Annotated in this window: 18 protein-coding genes and 1 tRNA gene; 5 read left to right on the forward strand and 14 right to left on the reverse strand. The window is 39.1% G+C overall.

What is annotated here, in order from left to right; translation table 11 throughout:
* Nucleotides 1–89 precede the first annotated feature (89 nt).
* From ACKWB9_RS03170 to rseP, 3 genes are all read right to left on the reverse strand, one after another.
* Nucleotides 90–278 (reverse strand): hypothetical protein, encoded by a 189-nt coding sequence (locus ACKWB9_RS03170; RefSeq protein ID WP_414001541.1) that lies wholly within the window; start codon nt 276–278, stop codon nt 90–92.
* A gap of 61 nt (nt 279–339) precedes the next feature.
* Nucleotides 340–413 (reverse strand) — tRNA-Asn (locus ACKWB9_RS03175).
* Between the two features lie 69 nt (nt 414–482).
* Nucleotides 483–1,838 carry an RIP metalloprotease RseP gene (gene rseP, locus ACKWB9_RS03180; RefSeq protein ID WP_414001542.1) on the reverse strand — a complete coding sequence of 452 codons (1,356 nt, stop codon included), beginning with the start codon at nt 1,836–1,838 and terminating at the stop codon, nt 483–485.
* Nucleotides 1,839–1,997: 159 nt separating this feature from the next.
* On the opposite strand from rseP, the gene ACKWB9_RS03185 reads away from it, so the two are divergent.
* The 5 genes from ACKWB9_RS03185 (at nt 1,998) to ACKWB9_RS03205 (ending at nt 7,221) form a co-directional block, all read left to right on the forward strand.
* Nucleotides 1,998–2,672, forward strand: coding sequence for an SCO family protein (locus ACKWB9_RS03185; RefSeq protein ID WP_414001543.1), 675 nt, complete (start codon nt 1,998–2,000; stop codon nt 2,670–2,672).
* A gap of 247 nt (nt 2,673–2,919) precedes the next feature.
* The gene (locus ACKWB9_RS03190) at nt 2,920–3,168 is read left to right on the forward strand and encodes a FeoA family protein (RefSeq protein ID WP_414001544.1); all 249 of its coding nucleotides are present in this window, start codon (nt 2,920–2,922) and stop codon (nt 3,166–3,168) included.
* Complete coding sequence (feoB, locus tag ACKWB9_RS03195; protein ID WP_414001545.1) at nt 3,165–5,402, forward strand: ferrous iron transport protein B; 2,238 nt, start codon at nt 3,165–3,167, stop codon at nt 5,400–5,402. Before ACKWB9_RS03190 ends, feoB begins: the two co-directional genes overlap by 4 nt.
* 1 nt (nt 5,403) lies before the next feature.
* On the forward strand, nt 5,404–5,553 hold the full coding sequence (locus tag ACKWB9_RS03200) for a hypothetical protein (protein ID WP_414001546.1): 150 nt from the start codon (nt 5,404–5,406) through the stop codon (nt 5,551–5,553).
* A gap of 138 nt (nt 5,554–5,691) precedes the next feature.
* The gene (locus ACKWB9_RS03205) at nt 5,692–7,221 is read left to right on the forward strand and encodes a carboxypeptidase-like regulatory domain-containing protein (RefSeq protein ID WP_414001547.1); all 1,530 of its coding nucleotides are present in this window, start codon (nt 5,692–5,694) and stop codon (nt 7,219–7,221) included.
* A gap of 9 nt (nt 7,222–7,230) precedes the next feature.
* Here the strand turns inward: ACKWB9_RS03205 and ACKWB9_RS03210 are convergent, their stop codons facing one another.
* The 11 genes from ACKWB9_RS03210 to ACKWB9_RS03260 all read right to left on the reverse strand — a co-directional run bounded on the left by ACKWB9_RS03210 (nt 7,231) and on the right by ACKWB9_RS03260 (nt 18,956).
* Nucleotides 7,231–7,617 carry a DUF423 domain-containing protein gene (locus tag ACKWB9_RS03210; protein WP_414001548.1) on the reverse strand — a complete coding sequence of 129 codons (387 nt, stop codon included), beginning with the start codon at nt 7,615–7,617 and terminating at the stop codon, nt 7,231–7,233.
* Between the two features lie 156 nt (nt 7,618–7,773).
* Nucleotides 7,774–8,598, reverse strand: a complete 825-nt coding sequence (locus ACKWB9_RS03215) for a carboxypeptidase-like regulatory domain-containing protein (protein ID WP_414001549.1) — start codon at nt 8,596–8,598, stop codon at nt 7,774–7,776.
* A gap of 170 nt (nt 8,599–8,768) precedes the next feature.
* Complete coding sequence (locus tag ACKWB9_RS03220; RefSeq protein WP_414001550.1) at nt 8,769–9,263, reverse strand: VOC family protein; 495 nt, start codon at nt 9,261–9,263, stop codon at nt 8,769–8,771.
* A 74-nt stretch (nt 9,264–9,337) separates the two neighbouring features.
* Complete coding sequence (locus ACKWB9_RS03225) at nt 9,338–10,207, reverse strand: DUF6597 domain-containing transcriptional factor (RefSeq protein WP_414001551.1); 870 nt, start codon at nt 10,205–10,207, stop codon at nt 9,338–9,340.
* Between the two features lie 254 nt (nt 10,208–10,461).
* Nucleotides 10,462–10,965, reverse strand: coding sequence for a GNAT family N-acetyltransferase (locus ACKWB9_RS03230; RefSeq protein ID WP_414001552.1), 504 nt, complete (start codon nt 10,963–10,965; stop codon nt 10,462–10,464).
* 120 nt (nt 10,966–11,085) lie between these two features.
* Nucleotides 11,086–11,526 carry a hypothetical protein gene (locus tag ACKWB9_RS03235; RefSeq protein WP_414001553.1) on the reverse strand — a complete coding sequence of 147 codons (441 nt, stop codon included), beginning with the start codon at nt 11,524–11,526 and terminating at the stop codon, nt 11,086–11,088.
* Between the two features lies 1 nt (nt 11,527).
* Complete coding sequence (locus tag ACKWB9_RS03240) at nt 11,528–13,558, reverse strand: S9 family peptidase (protein ID WP_414001554.1); 2,031 nt, start codon at nt 13,556–13,558, stop codon at nt 11,528–11,530.
* Nucleotides 13,559–13,851: 293 nt separating this feature from the next.
* Nucleotides 13,852–14,673, reverse strand: a complete 822-nt coding sequence (locus ACKWB9_RS03245) for a ZIP family metal transporter (protein WP_414001555.1) — start codon at nt 14,671–14,673, stop codon at nt 13,852–13,854.
* 54 nt (nt 14,674–14,727) lie between these two features.
* Nucleotides 14,728–15,384, reverse strand: a complete 657-nt coding sequence (locus ACKWB9_RS03250; RefSeq protein WP_414001556.1) for a metal-dependent transcriptional regulator — start codon at nt 15,382–15,384, stop codon at nt 14,728–14,730.
* A complete protein-coding gene (locus ACKWB9_RS03255; RefSeq protein ID WP_414001557.1) occupies nt 15,384–17,630 on the reverse strand; it encodes a TonB-dependent receptor in 2,247 nt (748 codons plus the stop codon). The genes ACKWB9_RS03250 and ACKWB9_RS03255 overlap by 1 nt, the downstream gene beginning before the upstream one ends.
* A gap of 351 nt (nt 17,631–17,981) precedes the next feature.
* Nucleotides 17,982–18,956, reverse strand: a complete 975-nt coding sequence (locus ACKWB9_RS03260) for a polyprenyl synthetase family protein (RefSeq protein WP_414001558.1) — start codon at nt 18,954–18,956, stop codon at nt 17,982–17,984.
* Between the last annotated feature and the right edge of the window lie 133 nt (nt 18,957–19,089).

Raw genomic sequence — 19,089 nt, forward strand, 5'->3', positions numbered from 1 at the left:
ATTAAATAAGAAGAAATATTAAAATGTATGTATAATACAGCTAAAGGGACTTTTTGAATAATGTAAAAAAAAAGCTAAAGAAAGGTTATTTAATTGATTTGACCAATTGGAATGGGAGGGTCAATGGGTTCAGCATCACAAGGAATTTCTTGTGTTGTAGCTGGGGATATTTCAACTCCATTAATAACGGTTGCAGGATGTTCTATTGTTTGTGTACAATTATCAGAACATCCGATAAATAATAAAACTAAGAAGAGAAAAGATAAATATTTAATCATAGAAATATTTTGTATAAAAACAAAAAACCCAGTAAAATCAATGTCTTACTGGGCTTATCTGCTCCCCCTCTTGGGCTCGAACCAAGGACCCTCTGATTAACAGTCAGATGCTCTAACCAACTGAGCTAAGGAGGAATATTTCGCCTTAAGCGGCTGCAAATATAATTTTTTCTTTAAAACAGAACAAAGAAAAAATAAATCATTTTATTTAAAAAGCCATTTATATAAATCGTTCCCGTTAGCAAATAACAACAAAGCTATTAATAGGAAAAAACCGGTCATTTGGGCGTATTCCAAAAATTTGTCACTAGGCTTTCTTCCGGTAACCATTTCATACAATAAGAACATTACATGACCACCATCCAATGCGGGAATGGGTAAAATATTCATAAAGGCCAGGATTATGGATATAAATGCCGTAGCGTTCCAAAAGGCGGGCCAGTCCCAGGCGTCGGGAAAAAGACCTCCAATAGCGGCAAATCCCCCAACTCCTTTATAAGCCCCGGTCTCGGGATTGAATATTTTCTTCATTTGTTTTACGTACCCGGATAAGGTATTTATGCCCTTATCTATACCCGCGGGAATAGATTCAAAAAAAGAATAATCGATTTTCTCTATTTTCAATAATCCTTTTTCCTGCATTTTTTCTAGACCGATCAGTCCGGGACGAATGCCTATGGTTGCAGAATCACTAATATGTACAGGTATTTGTACACGCTGGTTTTGGTTCCTTAAAACGGTCAATTCAACCTTTTCGGATTTAAAACCTTCCAATACGGGCTTGACCTCATCAAAATATTTGATCTCTTTTCCTCCTATGGCAATTATTTCATCTTCGGGCAATAATCCGGCATCTTTATTTTCCGAATCCTCGGAAACTTCGCTTACAACAAAAGGTCTCCGTAGGGAAAGGAACCTTATCTTATCTTCATCATCCAATAGGGTAGCGATAAAATCCACGGGGATTTCCTTATCGAACGTACGGCCATCCCGCTCAATGGTTATGGTATTACCGTTGACAATTTCAATGGGCAGGGCACTGTATTTCTCCACTTTTTCCCCATCGACCGCCACGATCAGATCTCCCGTTTGCACACCCAGCTTATCCCCGATGCTTTTTTCCGTTACCCATAAACCATCCTTGAGACTATCTGCAGGAATAAACTCTTCACCATAGGAATAGGCCATTCCAATGTAGATAATAACCGCCAAAATAAAGTTCACGGTTACCCCGCCCAACATAATGATCAAGCGCTGCCAGGCTGGTTTGCTTCTAAATTCCCATGGTTTGGGCTCTTCCTTCATGACTTCGGTATCCATACTCTCATCTATCATACCGGATATCTTCACATAGCCCCCCAGGGGCAACCAACCTATTCCATATACGGTCTCGCCTATTTTCTTTTTGAACAGGGAAAATTTTACATCAAAAAACAGATAGAATTTCTCTACCCGGGTCTTAAATAACTTTGCCGGAATAAAATGCCCAAGCTCATGTAAAACAATAAGCAGAGAGAGGCTTAAAAAAAATTGTATGGTCTTTATTAGTATGGGACTCATTAGTGTCTTCTATAATTAAAATCGGACAAAAGTACATTTTTACGGGGTCTTAAAAAAAGAAAGTAGGCAGGGCACGGGTATTTTAAGAATATTTTATAGGCATTTATCCCAACTTAGCTTGAAAGCTCAGGGTTACTGGTGTACCTTTGCAAAAAAAAGATGCGTTCTTTTTTGGGTAAATTCAAGCTTTTTGGAATTGTTCTTTTGGGACTATCCGTTATTATCATCTATCTCTTTTACAATGCCCTAAAACCCAAAAAAACACTTCTGGTCTATTACCCGGCCATGGTGAGTACGGCATTGGTAGCCGAGGAAATCCGGCATGTTCGCAAGTACCATACCATTGCCGATTTTTCCCTGACCAATCAAAATGGCAAGACCATTACGCAGGCCGATTATAAGGACAAGATATATATTGCGGATTTCTTCTTTACCACCTGCCCGAGCATATGCCCGGTCATGACAAAGAATATGGCAGAAATTCAGGAGAAAATTAAAAATGATGATGAGGTCATGCTCTTGTCCCATTCCGTAACTCCCATAATAGATTCTGTTGCCCAACTTAAAAAATACGCACTGGAAAAAGGGGTGCTTGATGAAAAATGGAATTTGGTGACGGGAGACAAAAAAGATATCTACGAATTGGCCCGAAAGTCATACCTCGCCGTTAAAACGGATGGTGATGGCGGTCCTTTTGATATGATACATACCGAGAATTTTATTCTGGTGGACAAGGAAAGAAGAATACGGGGTTTTTATGACGGAACTAAAACGGAGGACATGGAGAATTTGATGGTAGATTTAAAAATATTGAAGGCTTCCTACAAAGAATGAAAAGTTAGCAGTTTTTAGCTGTTATCGGCAATACGGATTCAAGCTTCGACACCTAAAGTTTAAACCCGTTTTTTAATTTACGATTTATCTTTTAATGAAGTATCCTGTTCAAGCCAGCTTATCGAATGTTGTAACCGTCCCCTAATTTATTTTGGAACCTGAACTTTATTTTTTTGGTGTTTATAGGCCGTAAACCTCATCTTTTTATACTATTTTTGTCCTTACTTAAAATGAATCTAAATAAAAATTGGAGGTTACCGTTGCGCATCTTAAACGAGGTCAAAAAGGAATCATTAAAGAGTTTCCAGAGGATTTGCTGCCCATCAAGCTATTGGAACTGGGCTGCTTGCCCGGAAATGAGATAGAATTGGTGCAAGTGGCCCCTTTAAAAGACCCCATTTACATTAATGTCAACGGGTCTCATATTGCCATAAGACGGGCCATGGCACTTCAAATTGCCCTGGAACTGGTCGAGGAAGAAAGTGGGAACCTATGAGCAAGCAAATAAACGTAGCCCTTATAGGCAACCCTAATACAGGCAAGACATCGGTCTTTAACCAACTTACCGGACTAAACCAAAAAGTAGGTAATTATCCGGGCATAACCGTAGAAAAAAAAGAGGGGGTCTGCAAACTTCCCAGAGGTGTAAAAGCACATATTTTAGACCTCCCCGGAACCTATAGCCTGAACACCACATCCCTTGATGAGAGCGTTGCCGTAGAACTTTTGTTGAACAAAAACGATAAAGATCATCCAGATGTGGCCCTTGTGGTTTCTGATGTGGAAAACCTAAAAAGAAACCTGCTCCTTTTTACCCAGATCAAAGATTTGAAAATCCCCGCCATTTTGGTCATCAATATGGCGGATAGAATGTCACGCAAGGGTATCAGTATAGATTTGGCACTGCTAGAAGAGAAGCTCGATGCAAAAATAGCGCTGATAAGTACCCGTAAGGGAATAGGCATAGATAAACTAAAAGAGCTTATCGGAGATTATAAGAACCTCACAAAAGTCCCCAACGTAGATACTACGGTAATTGCCCCCGAATATTTTGAAAGATTGCGCCATACGTTTCCCAATGAGGATATATATAAACTGTGGTTGGTCATTACCCAGGATGTCAACTTCATGCCCATTGAAAAGAACCTGATCAAAGATGCCTCCTCTTTTACCACTAAATCCAAATCCGAATTAAAACGATTACAACAAAAAGAAACCATTCTCAGGTACCAATTTATCAATGGGATCTTAAAAGAGACTTATAAAGTAGATACCAGTGCGGCCAAAGGTTTTCGGGCAACATTGGACAAGGTCCTGACACACAAAATATTAGGATATCTTATTTTCTTTGTTATTCTATTGACCATTTTCCAAGCCATTTATGGCTGGAGCGAATATCCCATGGACATGATCGATGGGTTCTTTGCGTCCGCCACGGAATGGGTGAAGGACACATTGCCAGCGGGAGCGTTCACCAATTTGATCGCAGAAGGCATATTGGCCGGTATTGGCGGTATCGTCATCTTTATTCCACAAATTGCCTTTTTGTTTCTGTTCATTGCCTTACTGGAAGAAACAGGATATATGAGCAGGGTAGTGTTTCTTATGGATCGCATTATGCGCCCCTTTGGCCTAAGTGGCAAAAGTATAGTTCCCTTGATTTCGGGAACCGCCTGTGCCATTCCCGCCGTAATGGCCACCCGAACGATCGAAAATTGGAAAGAAAGATTGATCACCATTTTGGTAACTCCTTTTGTTACCTGTTCGGCCCGCCTGCCCGTCTATCTTATTATTATTGCCTTGGTCATTCCCGAGGGGCGGTTTTTAGGGCTCAGTTACAAAGCGCTGACATTAATGTTATTATACCTATTGGGATTTGGAGCGGCCATCCTGTCCGCCATGGCCCTCCATAAAATTTTAAAAATCAAGAGCCGGTCATTTTTTGTGGTAGAAATGCCCAATTATAAACTTCCACTGCTCAAAAATGTAGGCTATACCGTATTGGAGAAGACCAAAAGTTTTGTTCTTGGGGCCGGTAAGATCATTCTGGCCATTTCCATAATACTCTGGTTTTTGGGCTCCAACGGATTTTCGGACAACTTTAAAAATGCCGAGAAGCTCGTTACGGAACGTATTCAAAAAGAAGGTTTCAATACACACAGCCGATCCTACATCCAGAGCAAGCTCCAAGAATACAAAAGCAGGACCAAAGTGAGCATTCTTGAACAGTCCAATGCAATCGGTATATCGGCCTTACAGGATTCCCTGGCCGCCCATACAAAGGTATTGGAAGAAAGTGCCCATAATCAAGAAATTGCCAGTTATAAATTGGAACACTCCTATATGGGGTATATGGGCAAGGCCATTGAGCCTATTGTTCGGCCCTTAGGCTATGATTGGAAAATAGGCATAGCTGTACTTACTTCTTTTGCCGCCCGGGAGGTTTTTGTGGGCACATTGGCCACTATCTATAGTGTGGGGAACGATGAGGAGGAAACCATTAAATATAGAATGGCCGCGGAGGTAAACCCCATCACTAAAAAACCCTTGTTCAATTTGGCATCGGGCATATCCTTACTTCTTTTTTATGCATTCGCCATGCAATGCATGAGTACCCTGGCCATTGTTAAGAGAGAGACCAATTCCTGGAAATGGCCAATGGGCCAATTGGCCTTTATGAGTCTTTTTGCTTATCTTGTTGCTTTGATCGCTTATCAAATCTTGAAATAAGATGGACACACTTCAACACATTTTAGTTTATATCACCGTTGCCATGGCCGTAGGTTATATGCTGAAAAAGTTTGTCTTGCCCAAATCCCTTCTCTCCTCCAAAAAAAGAAATACCAAGGCTTGCGGACAAGAAGATTGTGGATGTCATTAAACGAGTATGTCTCTGGGTCTAATTCACGACATCGCACCAAAATCACGTTAAAAAAACGATAAATACGTCCTAATAAAATCAAAAAGAGCATGGGAAAACGTGTGCCTATGCTTTAGTTTGTATTGTAACGATCATCCTATGAAGACAAGCGTATTTCTTCCATTTCTATTATTTATTTTTTCTTCGTCTATAATTTACGCACAGACCTTAAGTTCCAAAATCCTGGACAGCGTTACCCAAAAACCAATTCCCTACGTAACCGTTTTGTTGAACAACAAAGGAGTGATCACCAACGAGGAAGGCCGGTTTACTTTCTTGTTGGATAAAAAAATAAAGGAAACAGATTCCCTGTTCATATCCTGTATCGGTTATGAATCTCTTGGAAAACCGTTAAATCTATTTGAGGGAAACACCATATATTTAAGTCCGAAGGCCATAGAACTGAAAGAGGTCATCGTATCCAATAAAAATTATACCCCTCGGGAAATCATAGCACGGGTACAGGACAGTCTTCAAAAAAACTATCGCCATGGCTTTACCAAAAAAAGACTGTTCTTGAGGGAAACCTATCACAATGCCATAGAAAAATCCGATTATCGCATTAAGGAATCTACCATTGCCGCCCTCAACAGACCATTTTTGGATAGTGCATTGCGCAGCATTCCCAAAAAGGATGCCTATTACACCGAAATGTTGGGCGATCTTTATGGCAATAGTAAAAAGGATGAGCAGAAGCTACATCTTATCAAGGCTTCGGAGCTGTACGATAAGAGCAAACGGCTAAATCTTGAAGTCCTGGAAGAACGCTTTAATGAAATCATCAAGAAAAATGTAAAAACCGACTCCTATTTTAAGTTAAAATCCGGGCTTTTTGGCACCAAACTCGATGCGGACGAACTTTTTGAAGCCGATGTTGATTCTACCGATGTTGCCGCTTTAAACGAACAGTTGGAAAAAACCAAAAAAGACAAGGAGGCACAAAAAAAATTCTTTGCCGCTTACAAACGGCGTACATTGGGCAACCTGTATTCCAAACTCCCTATTTTTAAGAATACCGATTACAACGTACTATGGAAACCAAGACGTTATGAGCTCACCTTGGAAGATTACACTTATATAGGGGACAAGGCCCTGTATGTTATCCGTTTTGAGCCCAAGGGTTCAGAAGATTTTAAGGGCAGGTTATATATTAATTCTGAAGATTTCGCTTTAGTAAAAATGGATTTTGAAAACGTGGAATCGCTTCGGAAATTCAAACTTTTGGGAATTTCCCTGAACACCTATTTGGCCAAGGGCAGTATTCTTTTTGGAAAAGATGATGACGGTCTTTACAGTTTAAGGTATTATGAGGTCACCAAAGGAAACCGTATTGGATTTAAAAGACCCGTTCAAATCATAGAAAAGAACAAAAATGTAAAAGGAAGAAGAAAACAGAACGAACTACACCTTAAGATCGATGCCGCTTTCAACGGTCAAAACAAGTATGAAGTGGTGGTTTTTGATGTAAACCCCATTGATCGGCCGCAATTTGAATCTTTTAAGGAAATGAACGATGTACTCCCCCAATATATGTCCGATTACGATCCGGAATTCTGGAAGGGATATACCATTATGGAACCTAACTCTGCCATAAAGGAATTTAAGTCCGAAGTACAGACAAACAAATAGTTAGGATCCCTATACGAAATCTCCAATAAAGGAATACAGTAACAAACCCCACCCGACTACCAATAACAAACCTCCAAGCGGGGTGACCGGTCCTAAAAATGCCAATTTCCTTCCTTTTGACGCACTCAGGCAAAGGCCGTAAATACTAAAGGAAAATAGAAAGGTGCCGATCAAAAAGCAATAGCCCATACTTTTCTCCAAACCGGTTTCCAAATTAAAATTAAACCCTATGACCAACAATAACATGGCATGGTACATTTGATATTTTACGCCGGTCTCAAAACTTTTCAACTGTTCCTCCGTAAAACGTTTTTTTAAGGCATGTGCGCCAAAAGCACCAAAAACAACCGCCAATAATCCGTAAAGAGTTCCTAATACCTGTACTGTTAAAACCATAGTTTATTTGTGAATTTAAAGTTTATCATTCATTGTTGGACATGGTCAAATAATGGGTTTTGTGTATGGCCCGTTGCGGAAAATGTCCGACGGGATTTTCCGCTAGAAAATTTGGCCACAATGTGTCATACGCCGCATTAACGGTCCGTGCTTTTATTAGTGATCATACTCTTTTACTTTAACCTTAAAACTCATTTCATTTAGAAATACAGTCCATTTTGCCATACTGGATGTTCTTGAAAAGCTTAGCTTTTTTACATTACTTAACGATAAGTGAGTCGTTCTAAATTCATCATTTGACCAACTTTCAAGTGTTTCTAGTGCAATTATGAAACCCCCATCAACAGCGATATTATAGTCTGACAAATCAACACAGTCCCAACCTTTTTTTTTCTTCGAAACAAACCGTATATCCTCTGTATTTATAATCTCTTGGGGAAATTTATCTTTACCATCGTATATTTTAACTCTATATAAAATACTATCGCAATAATTTTTTCTTACATGAAAGAGTAATTTATCCAAAAGAACAGGTTTGTCATTTTTAATCAATGTGCCAATTTCAGCTCCACTTATTGCTTCGCTCCAAATCCATGACATCATCCCTCTTCTTTTCGCTCCAATATTTACTGGCTGATTATTATTTGGCCTTATGACAACTTCTTGAAGTTTGAATATTCTTTTCTTTAAAGTTATATTCAAAGATTCAGCATGTTTTTTCTTTAATTCTCCAATTTTGAATTCAACACTTTCGTATCCTACATGCGAAAATTTAGCTATTTTTTCATCATCAATACCAGTAATATCGATATTATACAAACCTTTTTTGGATGAAATGGCACCCCTATTTAACCCAATAACGCCAATATTTACATAAGCCATAGGTTTTTTATTCTCATCGATTAGTTTCCCGGAAACTATCTGAGCATTTAATGATGTTTGTCCAATTGTTACAATGACAAATATTAAAAATACTTTCATAGATAGGAACTTCTTTTGTACGACCACTAACGTTCTACATAAAAACAGTAGTGGATCAATACGTACTTGCTTTAAATAGCAATATACTTAAATCAACATAAAAACGGTTCGGGTTTGCACCCGAACCGCTATTGCTTTTATACCTTATTGTACGTTCGTTTTTTCCTCGATCAATTTGGGGAATGTAACCCCATTTTATTGCCTTCCGAATCAAGAAACAATGCGAAATACCCACTTTCATCGGCATGAGCGGTTTTTGGAACAATGATTTTTCCACCATTTTTTTCGACCCTATCAAGAATTACCTGAAGGTTGTCTCCGCCATTTAGATATATGGTTACACCATCTGCCGAAGGCTGGAATCCCTCTCCTTTCATGATAACACCAGTAACCATCTGTCCTTCGTATGGAAATATTCCCATTTCCATTCCCGGCATTTCCATTTGCTCAATGTTAATGTCCAAAATTGCTTGATAAAAATTGACTGCTCGTAAAATATCCGTTGCCGGAATTTCAAAAAGGGAAATAAAACTTTTCATATTATCAGTGGTTTGCTCTTGGCTAGAAGCTACTTTTTGTACTTCTGGATTAGATTTATTTTGATTGTTACAAGCTATAAGATTAAAGGCAAGTATTACAGTAGCGCTTAGTATATATTTTTTCATTTTTCCTGTTTAAATTAATGACATGAAATTAAATTATTGGCAAGGGTTAAAATTGTAAAAATGCGACACTCGATCTATTTGTAGAAAAGCGTTGAAAGCACCATGTTTTCATTTCCTGAAAATTCTTTCGGACTAACTCCGGTAAACTCCTTGAAGTCTTTGCTAAAATGTGCCTGATCATAGTATTCATTTTCATAGGCAATATTGGTCAGGTTTTCCTCTTCGTTAAGCAACATTTTTAAGGCACTTTGCAAACGAATCACTTTCCCCAACTGTTTTGGGCTGATACCGATTTGTTTCACAAATTTTCTTTCAAGTTGTCTCCTTTTGGATAGATCTTCTTTAAGAATATCATGTATAGACGTACTCCCCTTTGTTGATAAGAGGGCATCTACGGTTGTTTTAACAATATTGTCAACCGTTGACCGTTCCCTTAGTTTCTTTAGAAGAAAACGTTCGATTATCTCTATTCTTTGTTTAATACCAATTGCTTGAATTATTTCTTGTTCCAATTTTTTCGCGGTTTTTTCTCCAAATAAGATTTCTATCGGTGTTTCCTTGTTTGCCAACGTCTTAATGGGCACAGTTACGAAATTGGCAAAGCCATATGGATAAAAACGAATTGCAAATGTGTTTACATATCCTGTTGGTTCTATGTAAAAGGGTTCAATGATTTGCCCTAATACCATTGCACGAGGTTGTAGAATAAAATTATCTTCGACAGTATATCGTTTTATATCATCCCCGAGTATAAATGCCATTTCAATGCAACCATCAGGTATGATCCGTTGTCTTTCCGCATCAGTCTCGGCAGGTACTTCCAAAGTCCAATAGCAACTTACGAGCGATTCTAAATCTGGATGGGGCTGAAAAGTTTGATAATTCATTAATTGTTTATTTTTTCTATGTGATGCACAATATCCAACTAAAACTTGTCCGAACACCGGATTGCTTTAACCAGTGTTGTTTTTCGTTCGACATAAATGGTTGGCAACTTTTAATATTTGGCAAGTAGGGTAGAAAACAAGCGATTATTTTCAGTTTAGCCACAAGCCAAAACTTTTGTTCCGTTTTATTTTTTTGTTCATAAAGCCAAATCCAATCCCGATAACTATCGGGATGGCGAACTTGGTTAAAAGCTCTAAGCTTTGGTTCAAGCACCAAAACCCGTATTAATCATAATTGCTGATCTTAGTTTTTATTTCAGTTCTTTCTGATAAAGGTTATATATAGATAAAGGCAACTTTTTTGTTCCAACTTTTTTGAATCCCATTTTTTCATAATAATTACAAAGTTTTGGGTTTTTAGAATCAGCATCGAGCCTTAAATACTCGCAATTATCTTCTTTTGCATTATTCTCTATTTCTTGAATTATTTTGATACCAAAGCCTTTCCCATTGTATTTTTCCTTCACCACTAACGAGTGAATATATTTAGCTTTATGTTCTTGTTTTCCCCAATACAAAATATCTTCATTTAAAATTCTAACCATTCCTAAATTTTCCTTATTCAAAGTTTCAATAAAGAAAAATTCATTTTTTTCAATACCTTCTTCAACCCATTTTATTTTTTCTATAGGAGGATTTTTCCAATATTGCCAATGGTCAATATTCATTTTGTTAATTTTTTCAGCAGTCTCTTTAAATAACGCTAAAACTGTTTTTTTTTCGTGATTTTTTATTTGATTGAAAGTAATATTCATTGCGTATTTTTAATTACGGCCAACAAATTAGTATAAGCGTATATCATGATTACAGCGATAAAAAATACCAAACGATTAATGCGACTTACCGATACTTTGAGTTTTACCGAAATAAAATAATCAATTAGGAGCCTCTTCCGGTTCTATTTTTTCTTCCAACTGGTGAAATAAATCCATGGTCCTAACAGAGTCTTTTAGGTTAAGGTACAACTTAACTGAATCCTTATACACCAATTTTATCTTCCGATCAGCAATATTATCTACAAAAACATGTACTTTTTTAGTGGTCGATGAATCTTTGAATTCCCTAAAAATACCTTTCTCCTTTTCAAGGGCGGAGAATCCGTTCAAACGTTCCATAGGAGGTATCCGTGCTACAAAAACAACACTATCCAATTCATCGTAGCTTATATCCACATAATAAAATCCCGAAACAATCTGGATACCCTGGGGCTTTACCTTGATCCAATTCTTATAGTGCATGACCAAAACGGAAAGACAGACCACTAGGGTAATGACCAATACCAAATTCCAAAACCAATGTCTCTTTTTATCTGTCATATTATTTCTTATCCCGATATTTTTCCATCCAAGCCAAGGTATGTGCAATTTTTGTAATCAAATTACTGGGCCTGCTGGCAATACCGTGACTCGCCCCGGGAATCTCTACCAAAACCGTTTCCACTTTTCTCAATTTTAAGGCATGATACAGTTGTTTTGCCTCACTTGGAGGTGTTCTCAAATCGTTCATGCCCACCATGACCATGGTAGGGGTCTCTATATTACCAACGAGCGAAAGCGGTGAAAATTTCCAATAATCTTCAAAATTTTCCCAGGGCTGACCCGGATAACGGGAATTGGCATACCAAAAATAATTGTCCGCCACCAGGGTCTTACTGATCCAATTCATTATAGGTTTGGCCACAACGGCCGCCTCAAACCTGTTATTCTTCCCTATCATCCAGGCGGACATAATACCTCCTGCGCTTCCTCCGGTCACAAATAACCGATCTTCATGCGCAATTCCTTTGTCAATACAATAATCGACCCCGTCCATAACATCATTATAATCCTCCCCGGGGTAATTATTATACAGCAAATTCCCAAACTCTTCCCCATAACTTGTACTCCCACGGGGATTTGGATAAAAAACAATATAGCCCGCAGCGGCATAAAGTTGCATTTCGGCAGAAAACCGGTCTCCGTAATTTAAGATGGGCCCACCATGATTCTCAACTAAAAAAGGATATGTTTTAGAAGCATCATAATCCGGAGGATATACTACCCAACCCTGGATATCCCGTTGATCTACCGACGATTTGTACCAAACCTCCTCTACTTTCCCCAATTTTTTATAATCCAAAAATGCCTTGTTCAAGGCGGTCAACCTCATCGGGTTTTTTGCTTTTGGCGACACATATACCAATTCGGCCGGATAAGCAGGCCTGCTTTGGGTATAAACAATACCTCCCTGGTCCGAAACGCTAAAAGAACCACTGGCATAGGGTCTCCCAATGGTTGTGCCCCCCATATTGTCCGCCAACGTTTTAATGGCCCCATCCAAGGAAATATGCCCTATTTTGCTATTGCCCTTATCGTCATAAGCAAAATAGAGCCCGTTGCTTTTGGTATTCCATTGAAGTTGGGACACACTCCTATCCAAACCTTGGGAAACGACCTTTTTACCGCTTCCATCAACCTCCATTATATGCAATTTTCGTACTTGATAGGCTTGTACTTTATCTTCAAAACCAATATAGGCTATATATTTACCATCTGGGGAGACCATTGGATCCGTATCCGGTCCGTTTCTGTCCGTAAGGGCCATAATTGTTCCGTTGTCCACGTTTACGGCATAGATTTCACTATTTCTAAAATCATATTCCCAATCCTCTTTTCTATTCCCAGAAAAGAAAATCCGTTTCCCGTCCCTGCTCCAGGATAGGGTACCTTTATGATGATAATCTCCTGTGGTAATCTGCCTTGGAGCCCCACCGTTTGCCGGAATGGTAAAAATATGATGGAATCCGGGTTCTATATACCCCCTGCCATCGGCCTCATGGTACAGCCTGTCCGTAATCCTCGGGCTATCGGCCCATTTCGCACCCTTGGGCTTCTGTGGCATTTTAACCAGTACGGGAGCCGTTTTTTTCACGTTCATGGAAAAGGCCAGTTGCTTTCCGTCCGGTGACCAGGTAAGCGAACCGGGGTTAAAGGGAAGTTGTGATATCTTGGCCAATTTTCCGGTCACCGTCCAGTACATATATATTTCGGAACCCTCATCCGTACTGCTGGTAAAAGCCAAACGATCTCCAGAAGGTGACCATTTGGGCGTGGACTCCCCTACTTCCCGGGATGTCAGCTTTTGATGTTCACTACCGTCCGTCTTTAGCATCCAGAGGTTTCCGGCAGCTTTGTCCTTCATAATATCAAACCCCATTCTCTTGTATATCACCCAATCCCCGTTGGGCGAAATCTGTGGTTCCGATGCATACTGAAGGGCATATACATCCAAATAGGAAAAATTGGTCTTTTGGGCCCGACCGGATTGAACCAAAAATCCAAATAGGAAAAGAAGTGTGAATTTGCGCATCGTTCAGGTATTTTGATGCTCCTAAAGGTAACCGAAAACGTTACCGCTTCAAAATGACACATTCGATCCTATAGAAAGAATGTTCGGCAAGGACGATAAGGGCGACCGGTTTTATGAGCAAATACGGTCTGTATCCACTTAAAAAAAGAATAGCAATTATTTCGGCCGGTCGATAAACTATTTCTTTGGCAAACGATGAAATGTATGGGTTATTGAAAACTGACGAACTTATCAAAGTTTTAAATCAGTCCCGCACCGGATTATGGAAAACTTGAGGAGCCTCCCAGAAACTGCTATCCCAGACCTACATCCAAGGTCATCATAATAATAAAACCGGCAATAAAGCCCATGGTAGCGATGTCCGTGTACTTGTCCTGTTGGGTCTCCGGAATCACCTCCTCTACGACCACAAAGATCATGGCCCCTGCCGCAAAAGACAGTGCATAGGGTAAGATGGGCTGAAAGGTCAATACCGCCCAGGCACCCAATACGGCCGCGATGGGCTCAACTATGGCCGAAGCCTGCCCGTACATAAAACTACGGGTACGGCTTAATCCCTGCCTTCGCAACGGCATGGCAACGGCAAAGCCTTCGGGAAAATTCTGTAATCCTATCCCAAGGGCCAACGCTACCGCACCGCCTATGGAGGCACCATCAAAACCTGCGGCAACACCTCCAAATAGAACACCTACCGCAAGGCCTTCGGGGATGTTGTGCAAGGTGATGGCCAAAGTCAATAAAGTGGTACGGTGCCAGGGTGTCTTAACACCCTCTGCTTCGCTTTCCTTAAAATTAATATGTAAATGAGGAAGCACTTTGTCCAGGCCAAAAATAAAAGCGGCACCCAACAAAAACCCGACCGCAGCGGGGATTACTTTTACAAAACCGTCTCCCGGACTCATTTCTATCCCCGGTGCCAATAAGCTCCAAAAACTGGCCGCGATCATTACACCTCCCGTAAAGCCCAACATACCGTCTAAAACGGCCCGGTTCATTCCTTTGAACAAAAAGACCAATGCCGCTCCGGCCGCCGTTAAGCCCCAAGTAAACAAAGTGGCATAAAATGCCGCCAAAATAGGGTTGATCGATTCAAAATAATTAACTACCTCTTCCATACGTCACAAAATTATTCCAATATATTTTATTCTTCCAATTTCTAAATATCATTCCTACTCCGTTATTTCCAAATACAGATTGGAGGCTATCTGATGGGATATCCGAAGTATTCCCCCAACGGTCTTAAGTTGAACGGACCCATCAAATTCTTCTCTTTCCAATAAGGTAAAACCATCGCCGAGCGCAATTTTGTTCTTATCCAAAAACTTCAAAAAAGCGGGAGAGGAATCCTTGACACCTACACATATACCACTGGTACCTACAGGCACTTCACTGATCAACCGTTTGACCGATTTGGTAAATTTACCTTCTTTTGACGGTATGGGGTCCCCATGTGGGTCTGTTTTGGGGTAGCCTAAATAATCGTCTAATTTATCTATGAGCTGTTCACTCTTAATGTGTTCCAATTGTTCCGCTACCTCATGGACCTCATCCCAGGAAAAGTCTAGTTTTTCTACTAAAAACACTTCCCAAAGGCGATGTTTCCGCACAAGTGAAAGGGCAATTTTTTGTCCAAATTCAGTCAGGCTTACACCCTTGTACGGTTTATAATTGACTACCCTTTTATCAGAAAGTTTCTTGACCATATCGGTGACTGAAGAAGGTTTCGTTTCCATCTGTTCTGCCACTGCATTGGTAGAAACGGTAATATTCTCTCCCTTACCCAAATGGTATATGACTTTTATATAATCTTCTTCAGAAAGTGTCATTAAAAAGTATATCTTAAATTGAATACGACATCTCTACCCTGATTGGGTATGGCGACATCTTCAAATATAGTTTTTAACCTTGACAAATGATCGGTATATACCGTATCAAATATGTTTTTGATCGTAAAATTAATAGCCACCTTTTTGTAAGAAGCACCTATGCCAAGATTAATGAGGGTATATGCATCATTTGGTAATTCTTCTTGCGCGATTCTATCTTGTCTCAAATAATTCTGCATTTGCAGGTAAACACTATGCAATTTCCAATCATTTCCTATATTAAAATCATAGTTTAATCTACTGTTGAAGTTTACTGGTGGTATGAAGGGCAGTGGGTCATTATCACTATTATTACCATACGTCAGGGCTACCGCTGTCTGTAAAGACAGTTCCCTTAATTGTTCCGGCAGATAATTAATATTGACCTCGCCACCGAACAAAGTTGCATTTTCTTGGAGGTAGGCAAAAATGGGTAGGTTTTCCTCTCCCCTTTCTCCTGTAGGGGCAATAAATATATAATTGCTAATACTGTTATAAAATGGGTTCAGAATCAACTTAAAGCCATTTTTACTATAACTGACAGCAAAATCGAATTGGGTGGCCGATTCGCTCTTTAAATTTTGATTGCCCACTTCAATGCGCCCCACACCACCATGTTCACCATTTGAAAGAAGTTCGGAGGTATTGGGGGCCCTATATCCTGAAGCGATATTAAACCTCAAAGAAACATCGCCCAAATCATACTTAGTACCTAGAGAATAGTTAAGCGTATTATAGGTATTATCAAAATCCGCAAAATTACTGATCCCATCAATTTCAACACTTTCAGCTTTTACCACTTTACTATCAAAACGTAAACCTGATTGAAAACGCAAACGATCGGAAGCTTTGTAATTAAACAAACCAAATACCCCATTTTCAGCGGTACTACCGTCAGGAATCAGAAATACGGTACCCTTATTCTCATTCTTTTGAAACAAGCCTTGTCCTCCAAAAACAAGATCTATTTTATCAGATTTCAAAAAATCGGAAACCTTAATATTATAGCTATACACATTCAAATTTAGGTGTAAGTCCGGAGCTTCTTCCACTTCGTTGAATTCTTGCCGGTCATTTATAGCATAACCAAGGGTAATGTTGGCACGAGCTCCATTTAAATCGATGTTATTTTCAAAAGCGATATTATGTTGGGTAACATCTTGAAAAGGAAGTACAAATTCTCTTGTAAAATCCGATACAAAAGGAACGATAGCAGGAATACCAAAAAAGTTGTTCAAATAACTATACGTCAGTTTTGAAGTAATTTCATCTTTTATCAGGCCCAAGGAAATTTTGGCACTTTTCTCATTAAAACGTGTATTGAATATTCGTTGCCCGAGTGCCTGTTGTTGCTCTGTTTGACCATCTTTTGATATCTGATAGTCTCCTGATGTATTATATCCTATATATACATTGGTCTTAAAATCACCAATATTGGTTTTAACCCCCAATTTATTCTGAGAACCTTGCGCGTTTGTAAAATATCCTGTTTCAAAAGCACCTTCGACACCTTTGGAAGTATAATTTTCTTCAACAAAATAGAGCACACCGCCAATAGCATCTGAACCGTACAGTAAAGATGCGGGGCCTTTTATAACTTCAACACTTTTAATTCCATTATTACTAACGCCCAAGCCATGTTCAGCTCCCCATTGTTGATTTTCTATTCGTGTACCTTGGGCATAAGTAACCACTCGATTACTAGTAAGCCCCCTGATAACAGGTTTTCCTATACTGCCTCCCGTAGAATTTTGGGAAACACCATTAAGGTTGGTAATACTTTCAGCAAGAGTAACTGACGATGCTATATTAATTTTGGTCAGGGGCTGCTTTTCTACATTAACCACTAAATCTTTTTGCAACCTTGAGCCAGGAACGGAGATCACCACCTCATCCAAGAAAAGATTGCTCTCTAAGTTTGCCTCTATATGAGACGTTACCCCCTCTTTTACGGTTACTTTTATTTTGGCAGAAGAAGCTCCAACATATGAAAACACCACCTCTCTTTCCCCAACGGGGGTCGACTCTAAAATAAAATTTCCATTTTCATCACTAACAGTGCCATACCCGTTTTGGCTCTTCAAATACACGTTGCCCCCTAATAATGGTTCTCCATCAAGTGTTACTGTACCTTCTACCTTACCATACTGTTGCGCCACTATGAATTGAGCTGCCAAAACAAAAATAATTGTACTTATTCTTTTCACGTCCATATTTAATTAAACTATCTTTTTGATATTGGCAAAAATAATTATTAATATTAATATAAAAAATATTTTAGATGAATCTAAAATATTTTTTATTGACATGTACGTCTTTTTTAGATGATAATGTTGGGCGTGAGTCTTAAAAATAAATTACTGGTATTAGGATCCTTTGTTCTTGGATGTCCTTTATTGACAAAACGATTTAGGTGCGATATTTTTGAATGGTTATTCAAAAAAAGAAACTTCAAGTTATCTTCAGGTTTCTGGATGAGGAAACCAACTTCATGGAAAATCTATCTTTTACGGGTGTCTTTTTTGGTCTTTTACAAAGGTGCTGCTCAAAAGAATATTTTAAACTTTTCGCCTCATCAACTGTTCTCCGATCTGCCTAAGTATTATTTTTTTTTCATCTACAATATCCAAGCGGTCCAAAACATCAAAAGCCCTTTTTGTATAGTCTTGTATTGCTTTTTGTGTAGCTTGTGATGCGCCGCTATCCAAAAATATTTCCTTTACACCATTTACTTTCTCCGATGGATCTGCGGGTTGGATCGAAAATAAATCCATTAATTCTTTACGCTGTGTCTTGGTTCCCAATTCCAATACCTTGAGATACAGGTATGTCTTTTTATTTTCTATAATATCCCCACCTACTTGTTTCCCAAAGGTTTTGGGGTCTCCAAAGGCATCCAGGTAATCATCTTGCAATTGAAAGGCCAGACCAAGATTTCGTCCAAAATCATAGATATATTCCTGTTCCTTTCCAGAAGCACCCGCAATAATTCCGCCCATTTTTAATGCTGCGGCCACCAAAACGGCGGTCTTGTATTCGATCATTTTAAGATACTCGGCAATGGTAACATCATCCCTGGTCTCAAAATCCACATCATACTGTTGCCCTTCACAAACTTCCAAGGCCGTCTTACTAAATAGTTTGGCCAAATCCCTAAAAGTATCGGCCTGATAATTCTCGAACAGTTGATAAGCATTGATCAGCATGGCATCTCCGGAAAGGATTCCGGTATTCACGTCCCATTTTTCATGTACCGTAGATTTTCCCCTTCTCAAAGGGGCGGCATCCATAATATCATCATGGATCAATGAAAAATTATGAAAGACCTCTATGGCCAAAGCGGCATCCAAAGCTTCTTTATGATCGGAACCAAAAATCTCCGTAGCCAACAAAGTTAAAACGGGCCTTAACCGCTTACCGCCCAAATCTAAAATATAGTTTATGGGTTCATACAGGTTTTTGGGCTCTTTGGTGATAATCTTAGACTCTAAATACGCAATGAACTCAGAACGATAATATTCAATGGAATGCATAGATCAATTTTTATCAAAAATACGCTCATTGTTACAAATAGTTTCCACAACCGTCATATTCTTATAGGACTCATCTTGAAAATCATCCTAAAAATGCAATAGTTTTCAAATTTATCGTCTTTACTATTGAAGA

This window comes from Maribacter spongiae (assembly GCF_047345125.1).
Classification (GTDB): Bacteria; Bacteroidota; Bacteroidia; order Flavobacteriales; family Flavobacteriaceae; genus Maribacter.

What these genes read in the sequence shown, in the direction of transcription:
- ACKWB9_RS03170 (WP_414001541.1), bottom strand. Translation starts at nt 278, where the DNA reads ATGATTAAATATTTATCTTTTCTCTTCTTAGTTTTATTATTTATCGGA.
- rseP (WP_414001542.1), bottom strand. Translation starts at nt 1,838, where the DNA reads ATGAGTCCCATACTAATAAAGACCATACAATTTTTTTTAAGCCTCTCT.
- ACKWB9_RS03185 (WP_414001543.1), top strand. Translation starts at nt 1,998, where the DNA reads ATGCGTTCTTTTTTGGGTAAATTCAAGCTTTTTGGAATTGTTCTTTTG.
- feoB (WP_414001545.1), top strand. Translation starts at nt 3,165, where the DNA reads ATGAGCAAGCAAATAAACGTAGCCCTTATAGGCAACCCTAATACAGGC.
- ACKWB9_RS03200 (WP_414001546.1), top strand. Translation starts at nt 5,404, where the DNA reads ATGGACACACTTCAACACATTTTAGTTTATATCACCGTTGCCATGGCC.
- ACKWB9_RS03205 (WP_414001547.1), top strand. Translation starts at nt 5,692, where the DNA reads ATGAAGACAAGCGTATTTCTTCCATTTCTATTATTTATTTTTTCTTCG.
- ACKWB9_RS03210 (WP_414001548.1), bottom strand. Translation starts at nt 7,617, where the DNA reads ATGGTTTTAACAGTACAGGTATTAGGAACTCTTTACGGATTATTGGCG.
- ACKWB9_RS03215 (WP_414001549.1), bottom strand. Translation starts at nt 8,598, where the DNA reads ATGAAAGTATTTTTAATATTTGTCATTGTAACAATTGGACAAACATCA.
- ACKWB9_RS03220 (WP_414001550.1), bottom strand. Translation starts at nt 9,263, where the DNA reads ATGAAAAAATATATACTAAGCGCTACTGTAATACTTGCCTTTAATCTT.
- ACKWB9_RS03230 (WP_414001552.1), bottom strand. Translation starts at nt 10,965, where the DNA reads ATGAATATTACTTTCAATCAAATAAAAAATCACGAAAAAAAAACAGTT.
- ACKWB9_RS03235 (WP_414001553.1), bottom strand. Translation starts at nt 11,526, where the DNA reads ATGACAGATAAAAAGAGACATTGGTTTTGGAATTTGGTATTGGTCATT.
- ACKWB9_RS03240 (WP_414001554.1), bottom strand. Translation starts at nt 13,558, where the DNA reads ATGCGCAAATTCACACTTCTTTTCCTATTTGGATTTTTGGTTCAATCC.
- ACKWB9_RS03245 (WP_414001555.1), bottom strand. Translation starts at nt 14,673, where the DNA reads ATGGAAGAGGTAGTTAATTATTTTGAATCGATCAACCCTATTTTGGCG.
- ACKWB9_RS03250 (WP_414001556.1), bottom strand. Translation starts at nt 15,384, where the DNA reads ATGACACTTTCTGAAGAAGATTATATAAAAGTCATATACCATTTGGGT.
- ACKWB9_RS03260 (WP_414001558.1), bottom strand. Translation starts at nt 18,956, where the DNA reads ATGCATTCCATTGAATATTATCGTTCTGAGTTCATTGCGTATTTAGAG.